This window comes from Haemophilus sp. HMSC071C11, from assembly GCF_001837655.1.
Classification (GTDB): domain Bacteria; phylum Pseudomonadota; class Gammaproteobacteria; order Enterobacterales; family Pasteurellaceae; genus Haemophilus; species Haemophilus influenzae.
Genome location: NZ_KV833402.1, coordinates 48016 through 70264 on the forward strand (window position 1 = coordinate 48016; position 22249 = coordinate 70264).

A 22249-nucleotide genomic window follows, 5' to 3' on the forward strand; every position below is an offset into this window, starting at 1 on the left:
CTTAAATCATTATTTTATGACAAAGATCGCCTTTTTCTTCAAAAAGATCAAAATAATGCTATTAATTACTCAAAATAGCAAGTCTATACACTTAATCTGGTTCGTTTGAAAAAATTATGAATTTGCCTGTTGTGAATAATCAAGGTTTTGGAAAAGTGGATGATTATCTGGGGGAATTCACGGTATTACGCGAATAAAACAAGTTTCAAATTAAGTGCTTTACTTACTCTGAATGTATGAAATTGAGCGAATATTAATATGGGAATTTTGTCTTTAATTAAACAAACCTTGCAAAATATCAAAGTTTGTTGAAATAATTTTTGCTTTTCTTTGCAATGAAAGGGGAGGAGAGTAAAATAGCACCAATTATAGAAGTATTTGTAGTCGTAAACTTGTTAAAAGTATTAAATTTTCATCAACTTTTTCAATGTCAATAGTTGGAGTTTGATTATGGCATCAGAAAATCAAAAACTATCTTCTGTTGCGCTCACACCTGTTGAAGCAACGGATTATGCAGAAAATACAGCAACTTATAAAGCAAATAAACGTCCATTTTTATCGTTTATGTCTGGTATTAGTGCTGGTGCTTGTATTGCCTTAGCCTTTGTATTTTACACGACAACACAAACTGCTAGTGCAGGCGCACCTTGGGGATTAACCAAGTTAGTAGGTGGGTTAGTATTCTCCTTGGGCGTAATTATGGTGGTGATTTTAGGATCTGAATTATTCACTTCTTCTACTTTAACTTTAGTCGCCCGTGTAGGCGGTAGAATCACCACGACACAAATGATTCGAAATTGGATCGTAGTATATTTGGGCAACTTCGTTGGTGGTTTATTTATTGCGGCTGTTATTTGATTTAGTGGACAAACAATGGCAGCAAATGGTCAATGGGGTTTAACAATTCTTGCAACCGCCCAACATAAAATTCATCACACTTGGTTTGAAGCTTTTAACCTAGGTATTTTATGTAACATTATGGTGTGTGTGGCGGTTTGGATGTCTTATTCTGGTAAGACTGTTACAGACAAAGCATTTATTATGATTATGCCGATTGGTTTGTTTGTTGCATCAGGATTTGAACACTGTGTGGCTAATATGTTTATGATTCCGATGGGAATTATTACCGCACATTTTAGTACACCTGAATTTTGGCAACAAATCGGCGTTGATCCGATGAAATACGCAGATTTAGATTTGTACCATTTCATCGTGAAGAATTTAATCCCTGTAACGTTGGGAAATATTGTCGGCGGGGCAATTTGTATTGGTGTATTCCAACGTTATTTAACCAAAACGCATTAAAGATTTACTTATTTATTAATTAACAAAGGAAATGACTATGTCAGAACTTAATGAAATGCAAAAATTGGCGTGGGCTGGTTTTGCTGGTGGCGATTGGCAAGAAAATGTCAATGTACGTGACTTTATCCAAAAAAACTATACCCCTTATGAAGGCGATGACTCTTTCTTAGCAGGTCCAACCGAAGCAACAACCAAGCTTTGGGAATCTGTAATGGAAGGAATTAAAATTGAAAACCGTACTCACGCGCCATTAGATTTTGATGAACATACACCATCTACCATTATCTCTCACGCACCCGGTTACATTAACAAAGATTTAGAAAAAATCGTTGGTCTTCAAACTGATGAACCTTTAAAACGTGCCATTATGCCATTCGGTGGTATCAAAATGGTGGAAGGTTCTTGTAAAGTTTATGGTCGTGAACTTGATCCAAAAGTGAAAAAAATCTTCACTGAATACCGTAAAACACATAACCAAGGTGTATTCGATGTTTACACGCCAGATATTTTACGTTGCCGTAAATCTGGGGTATTAACTGGTCTTCCAGATGCTTATGGTCGTGGTCGTATCATCGGTGACTACCGTCGTGTAGCACTTTATGGTGTAGATTTCTTAATGAAAGATAAATATGCACAATTCTCTTCTTTACAAAAAGATTTAGAAGATGGCGTAAATCTTGAAGCAACAATTCGTTTACGTGAAGAAATCGCAGAACAACACCGTGCATTAGGTCAATTAAAACAAATGGCAGCAAGCTATGGTTATGATATTTCTAACCCAGCAACTAATGCTCAAGAAGCCATTCAATGGATGTACTTTGCTTATCTTGCTGCAATAAAATCACAAAATGGTGCTGCAATGTCATTCGGTCGTACCGCAACCTTTATTGACGTGTACATTGAGCGTGATTTAAAAGCAGGAAAAATTACTGAAACTGAAGCGCAAGAATTAGTTGACCACTTAGTTATGAAACTTCGTATGGTTCGTTTCTTACGTACACCTGAATACGATCAATTATTCTCAGGCGACCCAATGTGGGCAACTGAAACCATCGCAGGTATGGGTTTAGATGGTCGTACATTAGTAACCAAAAATACATTCCGTATTTTACACACCCTTTACAACATGGGTACTTCCCCAGAGCCAAACTTAACCATTCTTTGGTCTGAACAATTACCTGAAAACTTCAAACGTTTCTGTGCAAAAGTATCGATTGATACCTCATCAGTTCAATACGAAAACGATGATTTAATGCGTCCAGACTTCAACAATGATGACTACGCAATCGCATGTTGTGTATCACCAATGATTGTGGGTAAACAAATGCAATTCTTCGGTGCACGTGCAAACTTAGCGAAAACATTGTTATACGCAATCAACGGCGGTATTGATGAAAAATTAGGTATGCAAGTAGGCCCGAAAACTGCACCAATTACTGATGAAGTATTAGATTTCGATACAGTAATGACTCGTATGGATAGCTTTATGGATTGGTTGGCTAAACAATATGTGACTGCCTTAAACGTAATCCACTATATGCACGATAAATATTCATACGAAGCCGCATTAATGGCATTACATGATCGTGATGTATACCGTACCATGGCTTGTGGTATCGCAGGTCTTTCTGTTGCGGCTGACTCACTTTCAGCAATCAAATATGCAAAAGTTAAACCAGTTCGTGGCGACATCAAAGATAAAGATGGCAATGTTGTTGCAACTAACGTAGCAATCGACTTTGAAATTGAAGGTGAATATCCACAATATGGTAATAACGATAACCGTGTTGATGACATCGCTTGTGACTTAGTTGAACGTTTCATGAAGAAAATTCAAAAACTTAAAACTTACCGCAATGCAGTGCCTACACAATCTGTATTAACCATTACTTCTAACGTAGTTTATGGTAAGAAAACGGGCAACACCCCAGATGGCCGTCGTGCTGGTGCACCATTCGGACCAGGTGCGAACCCAATGCACGGACGTGACCAAAAAGGTGCGGTAGCATCATTAACTTCTGTAGCTAAACTTCCATTTGCTTACGCGAAAGATGGTATTTCTTATACCTTCTCAATCGTACCAAATGCGTTAGGTAAAGATGCCGAAGCACAACGTCGCAACCTTGCTGGCTTAATGGATGGTTACTTCCACCACGAAGCAACGGTTGAAGGTGGCCAACACTTAAATGTGAACGTGTTAAACCGTGAAATGTTGTTAGATGCAATGGAAAATCCGGATAAATATCCACAATTGACTATCCGTGTATCTGGTTACGCAGTACGTTTTAACTCTTTAACTAAAGAGCAACAACAAGACGTAATTACTAGAACTTTCACAGAGTCAATGTAAAAACATTTTTATTTTTGACCGCACTTTGGTGGGAACATAATGAGCCTGATTTAAATCAGGCTCATTTTTTATAGACTAAATATTTGGTAAAATTTAGCTATATCTAATTTTAGGAAATTTATGTATGTCAGTTCTTGGACGAATTCACTCTTTTGAATCCTGTGGCACTGTAGATGGGCCAGGTATTCGTTTTATTTTATTTATGCAAGGCTGCTTGATGCGCTGCAAATATTGCCACAATCGTGATACTTGGGATCTTGAAGGGGGGAAAGAAATCAGTGTCGAAGATTTAATGAAAGAAGTCGTGACTTATCGCCATTTTATGAATGCTACTGGCGGTGGTGTTACGGCATCTGGTGGCGAGGCTGTGTTACAAGCAGAGTTTGTACGCGATTGGTTCCGAGCTTGTAAAGCGGAAGGGATTAATACTTGCTTGGATACAAATGGTTTTGTACGTCATTATAATCATATTATTGATGAATTATTAGATGTAACAGATCTTGTTTTACTCGATTTAAAAGAGCTTAATGATCAAGTTCATCAAAATCTTATTGGGGTACCCAATAAACGTACCCTTGAATTTGCAAAATATTTGCAAAAACGTAATCAACATACCTGGATTCGTTATGTTGTGGTTCCTGGTTATACTGATAGCGATCACGATGTGCATTTATTAGGTCAGTTTATTGAAGGTATGACCAATATTGAAAAAGTTGAGCTTCTTCCTTATCATCGATTAGGTGCACATAAATGGAAAACCCTTGGGTTAGATTATGAGCTTGAAGATGTATTACCGCCAACTAAAGAATCCTTAGAGCATATTAAAACAATCCTAGAAGGTTATGGGCACACTGTAAAATTCTAGAATAAATGTCAGCTAACATAAGGAGTAAATAATGAAAAAAATTATTTTAACATTATCACTTGGGTTACTTACTGCCTGTTCTGCTCAAATCCAAAAGGCTAAACAAAATGATGTGAAGCTGGCACCGCCGACTGATGTACGAAGCGGATATATACGTTTGGTAAAGAATGTGAATTATTACATCGATAGTGAATCGATCTGGGTGGATAACCAAGAGCCACAAATTGTACATTTTGATGCAGTGGTGAATTTAGATAAGGGATTGTATGTTTATCCTGAGCCTAAACGTTATGCACGTTCTGTTCGTCAGTATAAGATCTTGAATTGTGCAAATTATCATTTAACTCAAGTACGAACTGATTTCTATGATGAATTTTGGGGACAGGGTTTGCGGGCAGCACCTAAAAAGCAAAAGAAACATACGTTAAGTTTAACACCTGATACAACGCTTTATAATGCTGCTCAGATTATTTGTGCGAATTATGGTGAAGCATTTTCAGTTGATAAAAAATAAAAAAATCTGCACCTTAATTAGTTTAAATTTTATTCAACTTTTAGGTGCAGAGAGTATTCGATTTTTCTGCAGTTATTGCTATTTTACTGCTGGCACTTTTAAGTCTGGCTCGTTTGGTTTTTCAATTGGTGCAAAAGTTTTATCTTTATTCGCATCAATAATTTTTTGAGTATCATTTGCTAATGCGGTTAAACCCATTTTTTCATAAGCTTCCTGCATCAGAAATAATCCTTCATAAGTTGCTTTAGTATCAGGATATTGTTTTAACATTCCTACCACACGATTTGCAACTGCTACCCACGCTTTACGTTTTGCATAGAATTTTGCAATCTCTAATTCGTGACGAGCCAGTGCATCTTTAATATAAGCCATACGCGCTAAAGCATCTTGAGCATAAGGGCTATTAGGGAATACACGAACTAAGTTTTGGAAATTAGAAAAAGCGGTACGCATAGAGGTTGTTTCACGTGTAGCACGGTCAATTCCAAAAAAATCTTGAATGAAATTATCGCCTGTTGCTGCATTAGTTAAGCCAGCCATATATACCGCATAGGCTTGATTTGGGCTTTGTGGAAATTGATGTAAAAAGCTATCTACCATCAATAATACTTGCGTATAATCTTGAGTTTTATAATTTGCATAAATTAAATCTAACATTGCTTGTTCTTGATAAACGCTACCTGGAAAACGCTCAGTCGTCGCTTTTAAATAGCGAATGGCTTCAGAGTAACTACCTTCTTGTAATGATGTTGTACCTTTTGTGTATAATTCATTTACCGATGCTTGTTCAACATCTTTTGAACCACTTGAACATCCAATAACCAATGCTGCCACGGCAAGCAATGCCAAAGATTTTATTTTACGCATTGTTTTTTCCTTAATTTTTACGAAAACCAATAAATAAGATACAATTGTCCGCTATTGTATAGAACATTAATCAATAAGCCAACTTTTAAAATTTTTGAGAGCTATTTATGCCACAAATTACCCTTTCGGCTGAAGTGCAGCCAGAACAAATGGGACAACGTTTAGACCAAACACTTGCAGAGTTGTTCCCTGAATATTCTCGTTCCCGATTAAAAACATGGATTGAAGCCGATCTCGTAAAACTTAACGACCGCATTACTAATATTCCGCGTGAGAAAGTGTTTGGAGGAGAGAGAATAGAGATTATTGTTGAAGTGGAAGATGAAACACGTTTTGAAGCAGAAAATATTCCATTGAATATTGTGTATGAAGATGATGATATTATTGTGATTAACAAACCAAAAGATCTTGTGGTACACCCCGGTGCTGGCAATCCAAATGGAACTGTACTCAATGCGTTACTCTATCATTATCCACCGATATCAGAAGTACCGAGAGCAGGAATTGTGCATCGATTAGATAAAGATACAACAGGTCTAATGGTTGTTGCTAAAACCATTCCAGCACAAACTAAGTTAGTGCGAGACTTACAAAAACGCAAAATTACGCGCGAATATGAAGCAGTCGCTTCAGGCATTATGACTAAAGGCGGCACAGTAGATCAACCTATGGCTCGTCATGCAACCAAACGTACTTTAATGGCTGTTCATCCAATGGGAAAACCAGCTGTTACTCATTATCGTATTATGGAAAATTACCGTAACTACACCCGTTTACGTTTACGTTTAGAAACGGGGCGCACGCATCAAATCCGCGTTCATATGGCACATATTGCCCATCCATTGCTAGGCGATCAAACCTATGGCGGACGCCCTCGTCCACCCAAAAATGCGAGTGAAGACTTTATGGAAGTATTGCGTAATTTCAAACGCCAAGCTTTACATGCGGTCATGTTACGCTTAGCTCATCCAATCACAGGGGAAATTATGGAATGGTATGCACCATTACCAGATGACTTTGTTGAATTGCTTAATGCACTCAAAGCCGACTATCTCAAACATCAAGATGAGTTAGATTATTAATATGCAAGCAATTAACCCAAATTGGAATGTTCCAAAGAATATTCATGCCTTTACCACTACTCGTGAAGGGGGCGTGAGCTTAGCGCCTTATTTGAGTTTCAACTTAGGCGATCATGTCGGTGATGATAAAAGTGCGGTAAAAACTAACCGCACTTTATTAGTCGAAAAATTTGGCTTGCCACAAAAACCTATATTTTTAACGCAAACACACAGCACTCGAGTACTTCAATTACCTTATTCAGGACAAAATCTTGAAGCGGATGCAGTTTATACAAATGTTCCCAATCAAGTTTGCGTTGTTATGACTGCAGACTGTTTGCCAGTTCTATTCACTACAACATCTGGCAATGAAGTGGCTGCAACACATGCTGGCTGGCGTGGTTTATGCGATGGCGTACTAGAAGAAACAGTGAAATATTTTCAAGCTAAACCTGAAGATATTATTGCGTGGTTTGGCCCTGCAATAGGTCCAAAGGCCTTTCAAGTTGGGATTGATGTTGTAGAAAAGTTTGTTGCAGTAGATGAAAAAGCCAAACTCGCCTTTCAACCTGATGCAATCGAAGAAGGTAAATACTTGAGTAATCTTTATCAAATTGCAACTCAGCGATTAAACAATCTAGGTATTACGCAAATTTATGGTGGAAATCACTGTACATTCAACGAAAAAGAAAAGTTCTTTTCTTATCGCAGGGACAATCAAACGGGACGAATGGCGAGTGTCATTTGGTTTGAATAAATAGTTTAAAAGCGCATTTTACGCGCTTTTAGTCATCTTTGTTTTATATTCTTTCTGCGATAATACCGCCACCCAAACAAACTTCGCCAAGGTAAAATACGGCAGATTGCCCTGGGGTTACTGCTGATTGAGGTTCATCAAAAATCACTCGAATAGTTTCATCATCAATTGGTTCAATCACACAAGGAATATCTTGTTGGCGATAACGTGTTTTCACCGTGCAACGTAATGACTCTCGAATTGGTTCGCGATCAACCCAATGTAATTGGCTAGCAATCAATCCTTTTGAAAATAAACGAGGATGATCGTGACCTTGCGCGACAATAAGTTCATTATTTTCTACATCTTTATCTACTACATACCAAGCTTCATCTCCCGCATTTTTTAGACCACCAATGCCCAATCCTTTGCGTTGTCCCAATGTGTGATACATTAATCCATCATGACGACCAATAATTTCATCATCTACAGTGCGAATATTACCTGGTTGAGCTGGTAAATAGCGTGCTAAGAAATCCTTAAATTTACGCTCACCAATAAAACAAATACCGGTAGAATCTTTTTTCTTCGCCGTAATTAAGCCAAGATCTTCAGCAATAGCGCGAACAATGGGCTTCTCGATTTCACCAACGGGGAATAAACTTTGCCCCACTTGTTTATGGCTTAAAGTATAAAGAAAATAACTTTGATCTTTATTGGCATCTAAACCACGTAATAGTTTTGCATTTTCATTATCTCCCGCTCTACGTACATAATGCCCTGTTGCAATATAATCTGCACCGAGATCTTCAGCTGCATATTCTAAAAATGCTTTAAATTTAATTTCTTTATTACATAGAATATCTGGGTTCGGCGTGCGTCCTGCTTTATATTCAGTTAAAAAATGCTCAAAGACATTATCCCAATATTCTGCCGCAAAATTAATTTTATGTAGTTTGATCCCTAATTTATCGCATACTGCTTGAGCATCTGCAAGATCAGCTGCGGCAGTACAATAATCAGTATCGTCATCTTCTTCCCAGTTTTTCATAAACAGGCCTTCCACTTGATAGCCTTGCTGTTGAAGAATAAAAGCTGACACAGAAGAATCCACGCCACCAGACATACCACAAATCACTTTTTTTGTCGCATTTCTCGCAAGCTGTTCTTGCGTCAGTTGAGGAAAGTGTTGATTATAAGTATTTGAAATTAACATAGTTCTCCCGTAACTTCGGTTAAGGCGAAGCACATTGGTCATTGAATTAGAAAACGGCAAAATAATTTTGCCGTTAATTTTATTTTGCACATAAAGTGCGGTCAGTTTTGAGCAAGTTATTTCACTTCATAAAATTGCGAGTTATCATCTTTTTTCGCAAATTTTTGCTCATATTCAGCTTTTGCTTGTTCATCGCCTGCATCTAATTTTGATTGAAGCGTGTCGCAAGGTTTATCACAATCACAAGCTTTGTCAATACCAAGGCTAGATAAACCACCGCAGCTGCCTTTTAAACTTTGTTTTTTGATAATAAAGCCGATAGACATCAACAATATAATTGCGACGAAAGCGATTAAAGTAAAAAATAAAGTTTGCATAACTATTCTTTTGTTTCTGTTAATTTTTTGAAAGCAGAGGATGATTTGGTAACAAAACCATTATCTGTTCTAATGATTAAATAAACGGCAAGATTATTTTTCTCAGCCACTTCTAACGCCTTGTCTTCCCCCAGCACAAATAACCCTGTAGATAAGCCATCTGCAGTCATTGAGGTTGGTGCAAGTACCGTAATTGAGGCTAAATGATGCTGAATTGGATAACCTGTTTTCGGATCAATTTCATGAGCAAAGCGTTTGCCATTTTCTTCAAAGTAAATACGGTAATCGCCAGAACTTGCCATTCCCATATTGTTTAATCCAATGACAGCTTCAGCCGCTCTTTCGCCTGTTGTAGTTGGTTTTTCAATGGCAATCTGCCAAGGTTTACCTTCAATATTTTTTCCTTTCGCACGAATTTCACCGCCGATTTCAACCATGTAATTCTGAGCATTTAGTTGTTCTAACTTTTCAGCCACCTGATCAACGCCAAAACCTTTAGCAATTGACGATAAATCTACGTAAACTTGAGGAAGTGCTTTGCTTAATGTCGGTTTTGCACCACTCATATCAAGGGCAATTTTATCAATGCCAACCCAGGCTTGGCGTTCAGCTAATTGTTCTGGTGTAGGTTGTTTTTCGGGGCGTTTTTCAGGACCAAATCCCCATAAATTTACAACTGGACCAACAGTTACATCCAACGCGCCTTCGGTCACTTTATTTAAACGAATCGCTTCAGCTAATACTTTGGCAAAATCTGCTGAAATCTCAATCGGTGTGTTCACTTGGGTATTTTGATTGAAGCGGCTCAATTCCGAATCTTTTTTGTAAGTGGACATTTTCGCATTCACATCTTTTAAGATTGCTTCAATTTCTTCATGCGTCTTTTCAGATGTTGCTTTTATTGAACCATCATCAAGGTATTTAACATGATAAGTTGTCCCCATTGTTTTACCGCTTAAAGAGATAACTTTTGTTTCTTTTTGACAAGCAGCAAGACTTAATGCCATTGCTACCGCTATGATACCGCTTATTAATTTTTTCATCTGGATTTCCTAAATTTGTGAATTACTGGCAAACTCAACAAAACTTACCTGTAATCATAGAAAATTTTTAAAAACATCTTAAATTTTGACCGCACTTTATCACAAAGTGCGGTCAGCTTTTATGATGAATTGATTAACTAAAATCAGCCACCAAAGTCATCTAATAAAATGTTTTCATCTTCAACACCAAGATCTTTCAACATTTTAATTACAGCTGCATTCATCACTGGAGGCCCACACATATAGTATTCACAGTCTTCTGGTGCTTCATGATTTTTCAAGTAGTTTTCATAAAGTACATTGTGAATAAAGCCTGTATAGCCAGTCCAATTATCTTCAGGCAATGCATCTGAAAGTGCCACGTGCCATACAAAGTTTGGATTTTCAGCTTGTAATTGGTCAAAGTCTTCTTGATAGAATATTTCACGTTTAGAACGTGCACCATACCAGAACGACATTTTACGTTTAGAATGTAAACGTTTTAATTGGTCGAAGATATGTGAACGCATTGGAGCCATACCCGCACCACCACCGATAAATACCATTTCTGCATTAGTTTCTTTCGCGAAGAATTCACCAAATGGACCAGAAATTGTGACTTTATCTCCTGCTTTTAATGACCAAATGTAAGAAGACATTTGACCTGGAGGCGCATCAGGTTGGCGTGGTGGTGGAGTCGCAATACGAACGTTAAGCATAATGATACCTTTCTCTTCAGGGTATGAAGCCATTGAGTAAGCACGGATAATATGCTCGTCCACTTTAGAGACATAACGCCATAAATCGTATTTATCCCAGTCTTCGTGGTATTCTTCAGGAATATCGAAATCTTTATAGTTCACCACATGTGGCTCAGCTTCGATTTGGATATAACCACCTGCGCGGAAAGGCACTTCCTCGCCTTCAGGGATCGCTAATTTAAGTTCTTTAATAAAAGTTGCTTTGTTATCGTTAGAAATAACAGTACATTCCCATTTTTTCACGCCGAAGATTTCTTCTGGAAGTTCAACTTCCATATTACCTTTTACATTAACTTGACAAGCTAGACGATAACCTTCTTTTGCTTCACGTTTGTTAATGTGAGAAAGTTCGGTTGGAAGAATTTCTCCACCGCCATTTTTCACTTTAACAATACATTGACCACAAGAGCCACCGCCACCGCAAGCAGAAGACACGAAAATACCTTTACTTGCTAAAGCCCCTAATAATTTGCCACCTGCAGGTAATGTGATCGCTTTTTCAGGATCGTCATTGATGTCGATAGTAATATCACCAGAATCGACTAATTTTGATTTCGCAAATAAGATGATTGCCACTAACACTAATACAATAACCGTGAATGCGGCAATACCGAGTGCAAGAATTACTGAATCGCTCATTGATTACACTCCTTATAATTGAATACCAGAGAAAGACATAAAGCCTAGTGCCATTAAACCAACAGAGATAAAGGTAATACCTAAACCTTTTAATCCAGCAGGAATATCAGCGTATTTCATTTTTTCCGTTAAGCCAGCAAGCGCTACAATCGCTAACATCCAACCTAAACCTGAGCCGAAACCATACACGATAGATTCAGGGAAATTGTAATCACGTTGAACCATGAAAGATACCCCACCAAAGATCGCACAGTTTACTGCGATTAAAGGTAAGAAAATCCCTAATGCGTTATAAAGAGATGGCATAAATTTATCTAACACCATTTCAAGAATTTGCACTAAACCAGCAATAACCCCAATGAAAGTGATGAAGTTTAAGAATGATAAATCTACACCTTCAATTAAAGCATTTTCTTTTAGTACATTTGCATAAATTAATTGGTTTACTGGCACTGCGATACCAAGAACGAAAGTTACCGCAATCCCAAGACCAAACGCAGTGGACACCTTTTTAGATACCGCTAAGAAAGTACACATTCCTAAGAAGAAAGAAAGTGCCATATTTTCAATGAAGACTGCCTTAACAAATAGGCTAATATAATGTTCCATTGATTACTTCTCCTGTTGTTCTGGTTTCCAAGTTCTTAATCCCCAGATCACAAATCCGATGATAAAGAATGCACTTGGTGCAAGTAGGAATAAACCATTTGCTTGATACCAGCCACCATTTTGAATAGTTTCGAAAATAGTCATACCAAATAATTTACCTGAACCGATAAGTTCACGGAAAAATGCTACGATAATTAACATCGAACCATAACCTAAGCCATTTCCGATACCATCTACAAAACTTTCAACTGGAGGGGATTTCATCGCAAATGCTTCAGCACGCCCCATTACGATACAGTTAGTAATAATCAAACCAACGAATACTGAAAGTTGTTTAGATAAACCATAAGCATAGGCTTTTAGAATTTGATCCACTACGATAACAAGCGAAGCGATGATTGCGAGCTGTACAATAATACGAATGCTGTTAGGGATATAATTGCGGATTAGGGAAACAAATAAGTTTGATAATCCAGTTACTAAGGTAACTGCAATCGCCATAACAAAAGCAGTTTCTAATTTTGTTGTTACAGCTAATGCAGAACAAATCCCTAAGATTTGCAATGCAATAGGGTTGTTTTTAGCAATTGGCGCTAACAACAGATCTTTATAACTTGTTTTTCCAGACATTAGTTTGCTCCTGAATGAAGTTTTTCAAGATATGGACCAAAGCCATCTTTGCTGAACCAATAATTAAAGGTACCTTGAACACCATTACCTGTTAAAGTTGCACCAGATAAACCATCAATGCTATGTTCATCTTGTGGAGCTTGACCTTTTACAATACGAATGGCAGGTTGATGTTGCTCATCAAATAATTTTTTACCTTTAAATAGACTTGCCCAGTTTGGATTTTCAATTTCTCCGCCCAATCCCGGTGTTTCTCCGTGTTGATAGTAAGTGATTCCATTAATAGTATTACCATCTGGTTGAACAGATACTAAGCCATACATCACTGACCACAAGCCAGTGCCATAAATTGGTAAAATAACTTGTTGAGTTTGACCCTGTTCATCTTTTACAAGATAAACTTCAGTTGTTTTGCTACGAGAACGAATACGTGCTTTATCCGCATCAGCAGGAATTGCTTGTTGGCTATCATCTGCTTGTTGTGTGTATTCACCCGTTGCTAAATCAACGAAACGCGGCTCAATAAATTTTGCATAAGTTTCTTTTACATTCGTATTTGCTTGTAAAAGACCAGCTACATTTAAAATATTTTTTTGTTTATCAAGCAATTTTTGTTCTTCTTGTGCAGGCTTTAACATTACTGCGGAACCAGCAACAATAATGGAACAAACTAAACTCAGTAGTAGCACAACAAGGATTGTGCCGCCTACGCTGTCTTTATTAAACTTAGCCATTTGTTCTTGCTCTCCGACGTTTGATATTTGCTTGAACAACGATGTAGTCGAAAATCGGTGCAAATAAGTTTGCAAATAAAATCGCTAACATCATTCCTTCTGGATAGGCTGGGTTTACAGTACGAATTAATACAGCCATTACGCCAATTAATGCACCGTACCACCATTTACCAGTATTAGTAAAAGATGCTGAAACAGGATCGGTCGCCATAAATACCATACCCAATGCAAACCCACCTAAAACAAAGTGCCAATGCCAAGGCATTGAGAACATAGGGTTAGTCTCTGAGCCAATTAGGTTAAACAAGGTTGAGGTTGCAATCATGCCAATCATCACACCAGCAATAATGCGCCAAGCTGCAATGCGAGTGAATACAATAACAGCACCGCCAATTAAAATTGCAAGGGTAGAAACTTCCCCCATTGAACCAGGTAAGTTACCAACAAAAGCATCCATCCAAGTAATTGGAGCGCCTGTTACGGTATGTTGCAATGCACCTTGACCACCTTGTGACCACTGTGAAAGTGCGGTTGCACCAGAGAAACCATCTGCGGCAGTCCAAACCGTATCGCCTGAAATTTGAGCTGGATATGCGAAGAATAAGAACGCACGACCAGCAAGTGCAGGGTTCATAAAGTTACGACCTACGCCACCAAAAATTTCTTTTGCAACAATGATACCAAAAGTAATACCTAATGCGGCTTGCCATAGTGGCAATGTTGGTGGAACGATCAAGGCAAATAAAATGGTTGAAACGAACATTCCTTCATTTACTTCGTGACCACGAACCACAGAGAATAACAATTCCCAAATAGTACAAACGGTAAATACCACTAAGTAAATTGGTAAAAAGAAAATTGCTCCAAGAGCCATTTTAGAGCCCCAAGTTGCATTGGCAGTTAAATCTAAACCTAATGAACTTGCAAGAGCATAGTGCCAATCGTTAGCAATTAGTTGATCTAAATTGCCTAATTGATTTAACGCTGGAATCGCTTGGTTACCCACATTGTACATCCCATAGAAAATCGCAGGGAACAACGCAAGGAAAACCGTAATCATCATACGTTTTGAATCTAACGCATCACGAACGTGAGTGTTTTTGTGCGTTACCGTACCAGGTGTATAAAGCAAGGTATAAATCGATTCAAAGATCGGATAAAGCTTGCTGTATTTACCACCGGGTAAAAACGCGGGTTCCATTTTTTCAAAAAGATTTTTCAAACCCATTTTTAACCTTCCTTCTCAATCTTATCTAAGACTTGACGCAAGATTGAACCGTATTCATATTTGCCTGGACAAACGAAAGAACATAACGCCAAGTCTTCTTCGTCTAATTCCAGACAACCTAACTCTTGAGCGCCATCAGTATCGCCCACGATTAAATCACGTAATAATAATGTAGGTAAAATGTCCAACGGCATTACGCGCTCATAGCTACCGATTGGCACCATTGCACGTTCGCCACCATTTTCTGAAGTAGTAAAATTAAACAATTTTTTACTGAAGTGGCCTAATACGGTACGAGTCACAGAATATTTATTGGCTTGTGGCATAATCCAACCAAAAAATTCTTTTTCATTACCTTCAGCGATTACTGATACTTGCAGAGCATAGCGACCTAAATAATCATGTGAATCTTTTGCTATTTGACCACAAAGAACTGAGCCAGAAATTACACGATTTTTACCCGCACTTAATTCATTTTGGGTTAATTGAGAAAGATTAGCACCGATTATTGTACGTACTAAACGAGGTTCTTTCACTTGAGGACCTGCAAGAGAAATTACTCGTTCTGAATAAAGTTCGCCTGTTGTAAATAATTTACCTACAGCGATCACATCTTGATAATTGATATGCCATACAGTTTTTTGAATACCGACAGGATCAATAAAGTGAATATGCGTCCCTACAAGACCAGCTGGATGAACACCAGTAAAATCATGAATCTGTAAATTTTCAAGATCAGCAGTGGGAATATTAGAATCGCCCGCTTTACATAAGTGTAATGGTTTTGAAGGGAATAGACGACTTAATACGGTTAAACCGTTAGTGAAGTCTTGCGAATATTCTTTTAATACGACAGAGGGATCGGCTGCTAATGGATTGGTATCCATCGCGTTTACAAAAATAGAAGATGCTTCACTTTCAATGGATGGAACTTTACTAAATGGACGAGTACGTAATGCCGTCCATAAGCCAGATTCTATCAAGTTTTGTTTTACTTGTTCAGAAGAAAGTGTATTCAATTGTTCTGTGCTATATTTTGCAAAAGTGATTTTTTCATCACCTTCTACATTAATAACAACAGATTGTAATACCCGTTTTTCGCCACGATTGATTGCAGTGATGGTACCGCTTGCAGGGGCTGTAAAAATTACACCAGGATTTTTTTTGTCTTCAAAAAGTACTTGACCTTTTTTCACAACATCGCCTTCGCGTACCTTCATTGAAGGACGCATCCCCACATACTCCTCACCTAGAATCGCAACTTGATTCACAGCGTTGCCGCTATGGATTACTTGTGCTGGTTTTCCCGCGATTGGGAGATCCAAACCTTTCTTAATTGTAATCATACTATTTGCACTACTTTTCAAGGTTAAAAATACAATTGCTAATATAGTAAAAATACCCTAGAAGCAATCTCACGTTTGAGTGTGACAAACCGCTAAAAAAACATTAATGTCACAAAATAAAAAACTCAAATGGATTGATTTCACAGTTAATAATTTTACCGAGAAATCGAATTTGGACTAAATTAAACGCCTCATTCTAGCGAAAATCTCTGTTTTTCGCTACTTAAACAGAGGGTTTTTTGTTAGAACTTTTTGCGATATATCAAAAATGTTACATTTTTATAACAAAATTAACGCCCAATACCTGCACATTTTGTTGAGTGCGGTACAGTTTCATTTTGTGCTTTCCATTCTTCTGGAGTGAATAAATGTAATGCTAATGCGTGAATACTATGATTTAATTCTTAGTTCAATAATTGATAAATACGCTGATGACGTTGTACTTTTCGAATATTTTTAAAGTCTGCGCTGACAATAACGCATTTAAAATGTGATTCAGAACCTCGATTAGAGTGATGTAAATGGCTTTCATTTTCTATTGCTAAAAAGTGCGGTTGAAATTTTTTTTGAATTTTTTGCTCAATAATTTGTTGAATTGACACTATAAGTTCTCCACAAAAACTAAAATGAAACGCTATACATTAATAAGGAAGTTTGTAAGAATAGCACAATTCTAATTGATTTATGGGGAAATTATGGCATTAGTAAACAAAATTAAAACATTATCATCAGTAGGTATTCTAGCTGCTACATTATTTCTTGCAGGCTGCCAAGCACAATCAAATATATTAGCATTTACACCGCCTGTGCCAAGTGCTTCAATGAATGTTAATCGAACTGCCGTTGTATCTGTTACAACAAAAGATAGCCGCACAATACAAGAGATTGCGAGTTATACGAAACACGGGGAACTGATTAAATTAAATGCATCCCCAAGTGTTACACAATTATTTCAGCAAGTGATGCAGCAAAATTTAATTAGTAAAGGCTTTAGAATTGGGCAATTAAATGGTTCAAATGCGAGGGTAACTGTAGATGTGCATGAATTTGGTACGCAAGTAGAACAAGGTAATCTTCGTTATAAACTTAATACTAAAATTCAAGCGACAGTTTATGTACAAGGTGCGAAAGGTTCGTATAATAAATCATTTAATGTCACGCGTTCACAAGAGGGCGTATTTAATGCGGACAATGATGAAATTCATAAAGTGCTATCTCAAACTTTTAATGATATTGTGAACAATATTTATCAAGATCAAGAAGTTGCGGCTGCGATTAACCAATATTCTAATTAATCACATATCTACAGTGAGGAAGATTGAACAATCTTCCTCTTTTTCTATCACGCTATTTCATTCTACATACTAGGCTTCACATAAAATTATTTCAAACTAATCATCTGTTCAAAAGAATAAAAAATATTCATAAAACCAATTAAATCAATTTATAGCATTCTTTATAAAAATTAGGCAAAATACGGAAAATTTTTGAGTTCAAAAAGGATCAAACTATGACTAAACATTATGATTATATTGCTATTGGCGGTGGCAGTGGCGGTATTGCGTCTCTAAATCGAGCAGCAAGCTATGGAAAAAAATGTGCAATCATTGAAGCAAAACATCTTGGAGGCACTTGTGTAAATGTAGGTTGCGTACCTAAAAAAGTAATGTTTTATGGCGCGCATATTGCAGAAGCAATCAACAATTATGCGCCAGATTATGGTTTTGATGTTGAAGTGAAAAAATTTGATTTTTCAAAACTGATTGAAAGTCGCCAAGCCTATATTAGTCGTATCCATACATCTTATAATAATGTATTAGCGAAAAATAATATTGATGTAATTAATGGTTTCGGAAAATTTGTCGATGCCCATACTATTGAAGTAACACTTGCTGATGGTACAAAAGAGCAAGTAACCGCAGATCATATTTTAATCGCAACTGGTGGCCGCCCATATCGTCCAAATATTAAAGGACAAGAATACGGCATTGATTCGGATGGTTTCTTTGCATTAACCGAATTACCAAAACGTGCTGTTGTTATTGGTGCAGGCTATATTGCTGTTGAACTTTCTGGCGTATTAAACAGCTTAGGCGTGGAAACACATTTATTAGTGCGTCGCCATGCGCCAATGCGTAATCAGGATCCATTAATCGTAGAAACATTAGTGGAAGTGCTTGCGCAAGATGGAATTCAATTACATACCAATTCTACCCCATCTGAAATTGTAAAAAATGCAGATGGTTCACTTACTGTAAAATGTGATGGTCAATCTGATGTTACCGTAGATTGCGTTATTTGGGCGGCAGGTCGTGTTCCAGCGACAGATAAAATTGGCTTAGAAAATGCAGGTGTAGAAACAAATGAACACGGCTATGTCAAAGTAGATAAATATCAAAATACTAATGTGAAAGGCATTTATGCGGTAGGCGATATTATTGAAAACGGCATTGAATTAACACCAGTTGCAGTTGCAGCAGGTCGTCGCCTTTCTGAGCGTTTATTTAATAATAAACCGACTGAATATTTAGATTACAGTTTAGTTCCAACCGTTGTATTTAGCCATCCGCCTATCGGCACTGTAGGTTTAACTGAACCGCAAGCGATTGAGCAGTACGGCGCAGAAAATGTTAAGGTATATAAATCTTTTTTCACAGCGATGTACACTGCGGTAACTCAACATCGCCAACCGTGCAAAATGAAATTAGTTTGTGTGGGTAAAGATGAAAAAGTTGTGGGTTTACATGGTATTGGTTTCGGTGTAGATGAAATGATTCAAGGATTTGCAGTAGCAATCAAAATGGGCGCAACAAAAGCTGATTTTGACAATACGGTGGCAATTCATCCAACAGGTTCAGAAGAATTTGTAACAATGCGTTAATTGTTCAAATGAAAGAAGAAAAAGGCAGTAAGGTTATACTGCCTTTAAAGAAGTGAGAAATATCTATTTTCAGGATTTGTTTCTGTCATTTATGGAAATAAATCCTGTTTATTTTTTATATGCCAAGATTTCGCCCATGCGAACAGGTTCATTTACGCTTAAATGATCAGCCAAACGCACTTGATTGGCTTGGAATAAATTAATTACTGTTGAACCAAGTTGGAACCAACCCATTTCTTGACCTTTCAATAATTTGACCGCACTTTCGCCTTCATAAGTCCAAGTTTTCACTTCGTTGTGGCGTGGTGGATTAATTACGCCTGCCCAAGTTGTGCCAATACTTGCAGTGATGGTTGCACCCACTAAAATTTGTACCATTGTGCCAAATTCAGTATCAAATACACAAATCACACGTTCATTACGTGCAAATAAATTTGGTACATGTTGGGCTAAAAATGGATTCACAGAGAATAAATCACCCGGCACATAAATCATTTTGCGTAGCGTAGCATCGCACGGCATATGCACTCGGTGATAATCACGAGGAGAAAGATAAGTAGTAGCAAATTCCCCATTTTTAAAGGTTTCCACTAATTCTTTATCTTCTGCCAGTAAGTCTTCTAGGCTGAAAAAATGCCCCTTAGCTTGCAATAAAAGATTATCGTCAATATGACCGCACTCACTAATGCGACCGTCTGCTGGTAAACAAAGTGTGGTTGGATTTTGATTAATTGGACGCGCGTTTTCTTTTAACGGACGAATAAAAAATTCATTAAAACTTGCGTAATCAGAAAATTGTTCTTTTTGCGCAATGCTCATATCAATGTTGTATTTTTTCGCAAAAGCTTTAATTACAAAATGTGTTGTTTTGCCCCATTTTTGTTTAGCAAACCAGCCAGCAATTTGAGTTAAATAAATTTGCGGCATGACATATTGAAATGCCACTTTTAAGCGTTGCCAATAAGAATTTGAAGTCATCATTATCTTTCCTTGTTAAAAAAAGAGGCGTGATTATAGCAATTTTTATCAAAGTGCCAACTTTTTTGGTAATTAGAAATTTTTCTCTCGTTATTATCCAATAAAAATGTGATTTCCCTTTGACTATCTTCGTAACAACAGGTAATATTCACGCCCTATGCAAAAGGTAAAACTACCCCTAACCGTTGATCCGGTAAAAGATGCTCAAAGACGGCTTGATTATGTTGGTTATTATTCGGCAAATCAGCTTGAGCGTTTGGCGGAATCAGTGGTAAACGTGCTCAGCGATGCACAGGTAACATTATCGTTTTATGTTGATCCACAAAAATTAGTGGTGATGAAAGGTAAAGTACAGATTGATATCGAGCTTGAATGTCAGCGTTGTAACGAACCTTACAAACAAACATTGGAATGTGAGTTTACTTATAGTCCAGTGGCTAATTGGGATCAGGCTGATGACTTGCCCGAAATTTATGAGCCAATCGAGTTCAATGAGTTTGGCGAAATAGATTTAATTGGCACGGTGGAAGATGAGCTAATTTTAGCTTTGCCGCTTGTACCAATGCATTCATCTGAACACTGTGAAGTGTCCGCGCAGGAACAGGTTTTTGGCGAATTGCCTGAAGAATTGGCAAAAAAACCGAACCCGTTCGCTGTATTAGCTAATTTAAAGCAAAAGTAAATTAAATTTAGGAGTATAGCCAATGGCTGTTCAACAAAACAAAAAATCTCGTTCACGTCGTGATATGCGTCGTTCACACGATGCTTTAACAACTGCTGCTGTATCAGTAGATAAAGCAAGCGGTGAAACTCACTTACGCCACCACGTAACTGCAGACGGTTACTATCGTGGTCGTAAAGTGATCAATAAGTAATTTTTTACTTATAGGTGTTCACTTGAACCGTCTAACCTTGGCGTTAGATGTGATGGGCGGGGACGTTGGTCCCCGTATTACTATCTGCATTCCATTAACATCGGAAAATAATCCGGTGTCGTCTTATCTCTTACTTGGCGATAGTCCATAGATTTTTTTCCTTTTTAATCGCTTATCTTATTGAGTATGAATAGTAGAATTTTATCCACCGGTAGCTATCTGCCGAGTCATATTCGCACAAATGCGGATTTAGAAAAAATGGTTGATACATCAGATGAATGGATTGTCACTCGTTCTGGTATCCGTGAACGTCGTATCGCAGCGGCAGATGAAACTGTTGCAACAATGGGATTTGAAGCGGCAAAAAATGCGATCGAAGCTGCTCAAATTAATCCTCAAGATATTGAACTAATTATTGTTGCAACTACAAGTCACTCACATGCTTATCCAAGTGCGGCTTGCCAAGTGCAAGGTTTATTAAATATTGATGATGCGATTTCTTTTGATTTAGCCGCAGCTTGCACAGGCTTTGTCTATGCTTTGAGCGTAGCTGATCAATTTATTCGTGCAGGCAAAGTGAAAAAAGCCTTAGTGATAGGCTCAGATCTCAATTCTCGTAAATTAGATGAAACAGATCGCAGCACTGTTGTGCTATTTGGTGATGGTGCGGGTGCTGTAATTTTAGAAGCGAGTGAACAAGAAGGAATTATCTCCACCCATTTACACGCTTCAGCAGATAAAAATAATGCCCTTGTTTTAGCTCAGCCAGAACGTGGTATAGAAAAATCTGGCTATATCGAGATGCAAGGTAATGAAACGTTCAAATTGGCAGTTCGTGAACTTTCAAATGTGGTGGAAGAAACACTTTTAGCAAATAATTTAGATAAAAAAGATTTAGACTGGCTTGTGCCACACCAAGCAAATTTACGTATTATTACAGCAACAGCTAAAAAATTAGAAATGGATATGTCGCAAGTGGTGGTAACGTTAGATAAATACGCTAACAACAGTGCAGCAACTGTTCCTGTCGCTTTAGATGAGGCTATTCGAGATGGTCGTATTCAACGTGGGCAGTTACTATTATTAGAAGCCTTTGGCGGTGGTTGGACTTGGGGTTCAGCGTTAGTGAGATTTTAGTTGATTTGATATAATTATTGATGATTTTAAAGTGCGGTAAAAATTGACCGCACTTTTTGTGTTAAATGTCAGGGGTTCGCCTGACGGCGACCTACTTTCTTTTACTCGTGTAAAAGAA

21 protein-coding genes and 3 pseudogenes are annotated in these 22249 nt (G+C 37.6%); 12 read left to right on the top strand and 12 right to left on the bottom strand.

Annotated elements, in window-relative coordinates:
- The first annotated feature begins 450 nt into the window (after positions 1 to 450).
- The 4 genes and pseudogenes from focA (at position 451) to HMPREF2644_RS02250 (ending at position 5034) form a co-directional block, all read left to right on the top strand.
- A pseudogene (gene focA, locus HMPREF2644_RS02235) lies at positions 451 to 1305 on the top strand (formate transporter FocA).
- A gap of 37 nt (positions 1306 to 1342) precedes the next feature.
- Positions 1343 to 3655: a formate C-acetyltransferase gene (gene pflB / locus HMPREF2644_RS02240; RefSeq protein WP_005653814.1), complete on the top strand. Its 2313-nt coding sequence runs from the start codon at positions 1343 to 1345 to the stop codon at positions 3653 to 3655.
- 124 nt (positions 3656 to 3779) lie between these two features.
- Positions 3780 to 4520 (top strand): pyruvate formate lyase 1-activating protein, encoded by a 741-nt coding sequence (gene pflA, locus HMPREF2644_RS02245; RefSeq protein ID WP_005660851.1) that lies wholly within the window; start codon positions 3780 to 3782, stop codon positions 4518 to 4520.
- A 31-nt stretch (positions 4521 to 4551) separates the two neighbouring features.
- The gene (locus HMPREF2644_RS02250) at positions 4552 to 5034 is read left to right on the top strand and encodes a surface-adhesin protein E (RefSeq protein WP_005660849.1); all 483 of its coding nucleotides are present in this window, start codon (positions 4552 to 4554) and stop codon (positions 5032 to 5034) included.
- Between the two features lie 78 nt (positions 5035 to 5112).
- On the opposite strand, the gene HMPREF2644_RS02255 is transcribed toward HMPREF2644_RS02250, so the two are convergent.
- Positions 5113 to 5901, bottom strand: coding sequence for an outer membrane protein assembly factor BamD (locus HMPREF2644_RS02255; RefSeq protein WP_011271910.1), 789 nt, complete (start codon positions 5899 to 5901; stop codon positions 5113 to 5115).
- Positions 5902 to 6008: 107 nt separating this feature from the next.
- Here HMPREF2644_RS02255 and rluD point away from each other — a divergent pair, with 107 nt between their 5' ends.
- Together rluD and pgeF are read left to right on the top strand one after the other, a co-directional pair.
- Positions 6009 to 6983 carry a 23S rRNA pseudouridine(1911/1915/1917) synthase RluD gene (gene rluD, locus HMPREF2644_RS02260; protein WP_005660845.1) on the top strand — a complete coding sequence of 325 codons (975 nt, stop codon included), beginning with the start codon at positions 6009 to 6011 and terminating at the stop codon, positions 6981 to 6983.
- Position 6984: 1 nt separating this feature from the next.
- Positions 6985 to 7719: a peptidoglycan editing factor PgeF gene (pgeF, locus tag HMPREF2644_RS02265; RefSeq protein WP_005660843.1), complete on the top strand. Its 735-nt coding sequence runs from the start codon at positions 6985 to 6987 to the stop codon at positions 7717 to 7719.
- Between the two features lie 43 nt (positions 7720 to 7762).
- On the opposite strand, the gene mnmA is transcribed toward pgeF, so the two are convergent.
- The 10 genes and pseudogenes from mnmA to HMPREF2644_RS02315 all read right to left on the bottom strand — a co-directional run bounded on the left by mnmA (position 7763) and on the right by HMPREF2644_RS02315 (position 16862).
- The gene (gene mnmA, locus HMPREF2644_RS02270; RefSeq protein ID WP_005660840.1) at positions 7763 to 8914 is read right to left on the bottom strand and encodes a tRNA 2-thiouridine(34) synthase MnmA; all 1152 of its coding nucleotides are present in this window, start codon (positions 8912 to 8914) and stop codon (positions 7763 to 7765) included.
- A 116-nt stretch (positions 8915 to 9030) separates the two neighbouring features.
- Positions 9031 to 9291, bottom strand: a complete 261-nt coding sequence (nqrM, locus tag HMPREF2644_RS02275) for a (Na+)-NQR maturation NqrM (protein WP_005660836.1) — start codon at positions 9289 to 9291, stop codon at positions 9031 to 9033.
- A gap of 2 nt (positions 9292 to 9293) precedes the next feature.
- The gene (locus HMPREF2644_RS02280) at positions 9294 to 10334 is read right to left on the bottom strand and encodes an FAD:protein FMN transferase (RefSeq protein ID WP_005660833.1); all 1041 of its coding nucleotides are present in this window, start codon (positions 10332 to 10334) and stop codon (positions 9294 to 9296) included.
- 143 nt (positions 10335 to 10477) lie between these two features.
- A complete protein-coding gene (gene nqrF / locus HMPREF2644_RS02285; protein WP_005660831.1) occupies positions 10478 to 11713 on the bottom strand; it encodes an NADH:ubiquinone reductase (Na(+)-transporting) subunit F in 1236 nt (411 codons plus the stop codon).
- Between the two features lie 12 nt (positions 11714 to 11725).
- Positions 11726 to 12322 (bottom strand): NADH:ubiquinone reductase (Na(+)-transporting) subunit E, encoded by a 597-nt coding sequence (gene nqrE / locus HMPREF2644_RS02290; protein WP_005631374.1) that lies wholly within the window; start codon positions 12320 to 12322, stop codon positions 11726 to 11728.
- A 3-nt stretch (positions 12323 to 12325) separates the two neighbouring features.
- Positions 12326 to 12952, bottom strand: a complete 627-nt coding sequence (nqrD, locus tag HMPREF2644_RS02295) for an NADH:ubiquinone reductase (Na(+)-transporting) subunit D (RefSeq protein WP_005648665.1) — start codon at positions 12950 to 12952, stop codon at positions 12326 to 12328.
- A complete protein-coding gene (locus HMPREF2644_RS02300; protein ID WP_005660827.1) occupies positions 12952 to 13686 on the bottom strand; it encodes a Na(+)-translocating NADH-quinone reductase subunit C in 735 nt (244 codons plus the stop codon). Before HMPREF2644_RS02300 ends, nqrD begins: the two co-directional genes overlap by 1 nt.
- Positions 13679 to 14914 (bottom strand): NADH:ubiquinone reductase (Na(+)-transporting) subunit B, encoded by a 1236-nt coding sequence (locus tag HMPREF2644_RS02305; protein ID WP_005653793.1) that lies wholly within the window; start codon positions 14912 to 14914, stop codon positions 13679 to 13681. Before HMPREF2644_RS02305 ends, HMPREF2644_RS02300 begins: the two co-directional genes overlap by 8 nt.
- 2 nt (positions 14915 to 14916) lie before the next feature.
- Entirely contained in the window at positions 14917 to 16260 is a 1344-nt protein-coding gene (locus tag HMPREF2644_RS02310) for a Na(+)-translocating NADH-quinone reductase subunit A (RefSeq protein ID WP_005671165.1), read from the bottom strand.
- Between the two features lie 290 nt (positions 16261 to 16550).
- Positions 16551 to 16862: pseudogene (locus tag HMPREF2644_RS02315) on the bottom strand (BolA family protein).
- A 93-nt stretch (positions 16863 to 16955) separates the two neighbouring features.
- Between HMPREF2644_RS02315 and HMPREF2644_RS02320 the strand changes: the two are divergent.
- Positions 16956 to 17555, top strand: coding sequence for a YajG family lipoprotein (locus HMPREF2644_RS02320; RefSeq protein ID WP_070828197.1), 600 nt, complete (start codon positions 16956 to 16958; stop codon positions 17553 to 17555).
- Positions 17556 to 17770: 215 nt separating this feature from the next.
- On the top strand, positions 17771 to 19141 hold the full coding sequence (gene gorA / locus HMPREF2644_RS02325) for a glutathione-disulfide reductase (RefSeq protein WP_038440887.1): 1371 nt from the start codon (positions 17771 to 17773) through the stop codon (positions 19139 to 19141).
- 108 nt (positions 19142 to 19249) lie between these two features.
- On the opposite strand, the gene asd is transcribed toward gorA, so the two are convergent.
- A complete protein-coding gene (asd, locus tag HMPREF2644_RS02330; protein WP_005660859.1) occupies positions 19250 to 20119 on the bottom strand; it encodes an archaetidylserine decarboxylase in 870 nt (289 codons plus the stop codon).
- 157 nt (positions 20120 to 20276) lie between these two features.
- Here asd and yceD point away from each other — a divergent pair, with 157 nt between their 5' ends.
- The 4 genes and pseudogenes from yceD (at position 20277) to HMPREF2644_RS02345 (ending at position 22131) form a co-directional block, all read left to right on the top strand.
- Positions 20277 to 20801, top strand: coding sequence for a 23S rRNA accumulation protein YceD (gene yceD, locus HMPREF2644_RS02335; protein ID WP_005660861.1), 525 nt, complete (start codon positions 20277 to 20279; stop codon positions 20799 to 20801).
- 22 nt (positions 20802 to 20823) lie between these two features.
- A complete protein-coding gene (gene rpmF / locus HMPREF2644_RS02340; RefSeq protein ID WP_005544470.1) occupies positions 20824 to 20994 on the top strand; it encodes a 50S ribosomal protein L32 in 171 nt (56 codons plus the stop codon).
- Positions 20995 to 21016: 22 nt separating this feature from the next.
- A pseudogene (locus tag HMPREF2644_RS09360) lies at positions 21017 to 21139 on the top strand (phosphate acyltransferase); the annotation flags it as partial.
- 41 nt (positions 21140 to 21180) lie between these two features.
- On the top strand, positions 21181 to 22131 hold the full coding sequence (locus tag HMPREF2644_RS02345; RefSeq protein WP_005664283.1) for a beta-ketoacyl-ACP synthase III: 951 nt from the start codon (positions 21181 to 21183) through the stop codon (positions 22129 to 22131).
- Positions 22132 to 22249: the final 118 nt, after the last annotated feature.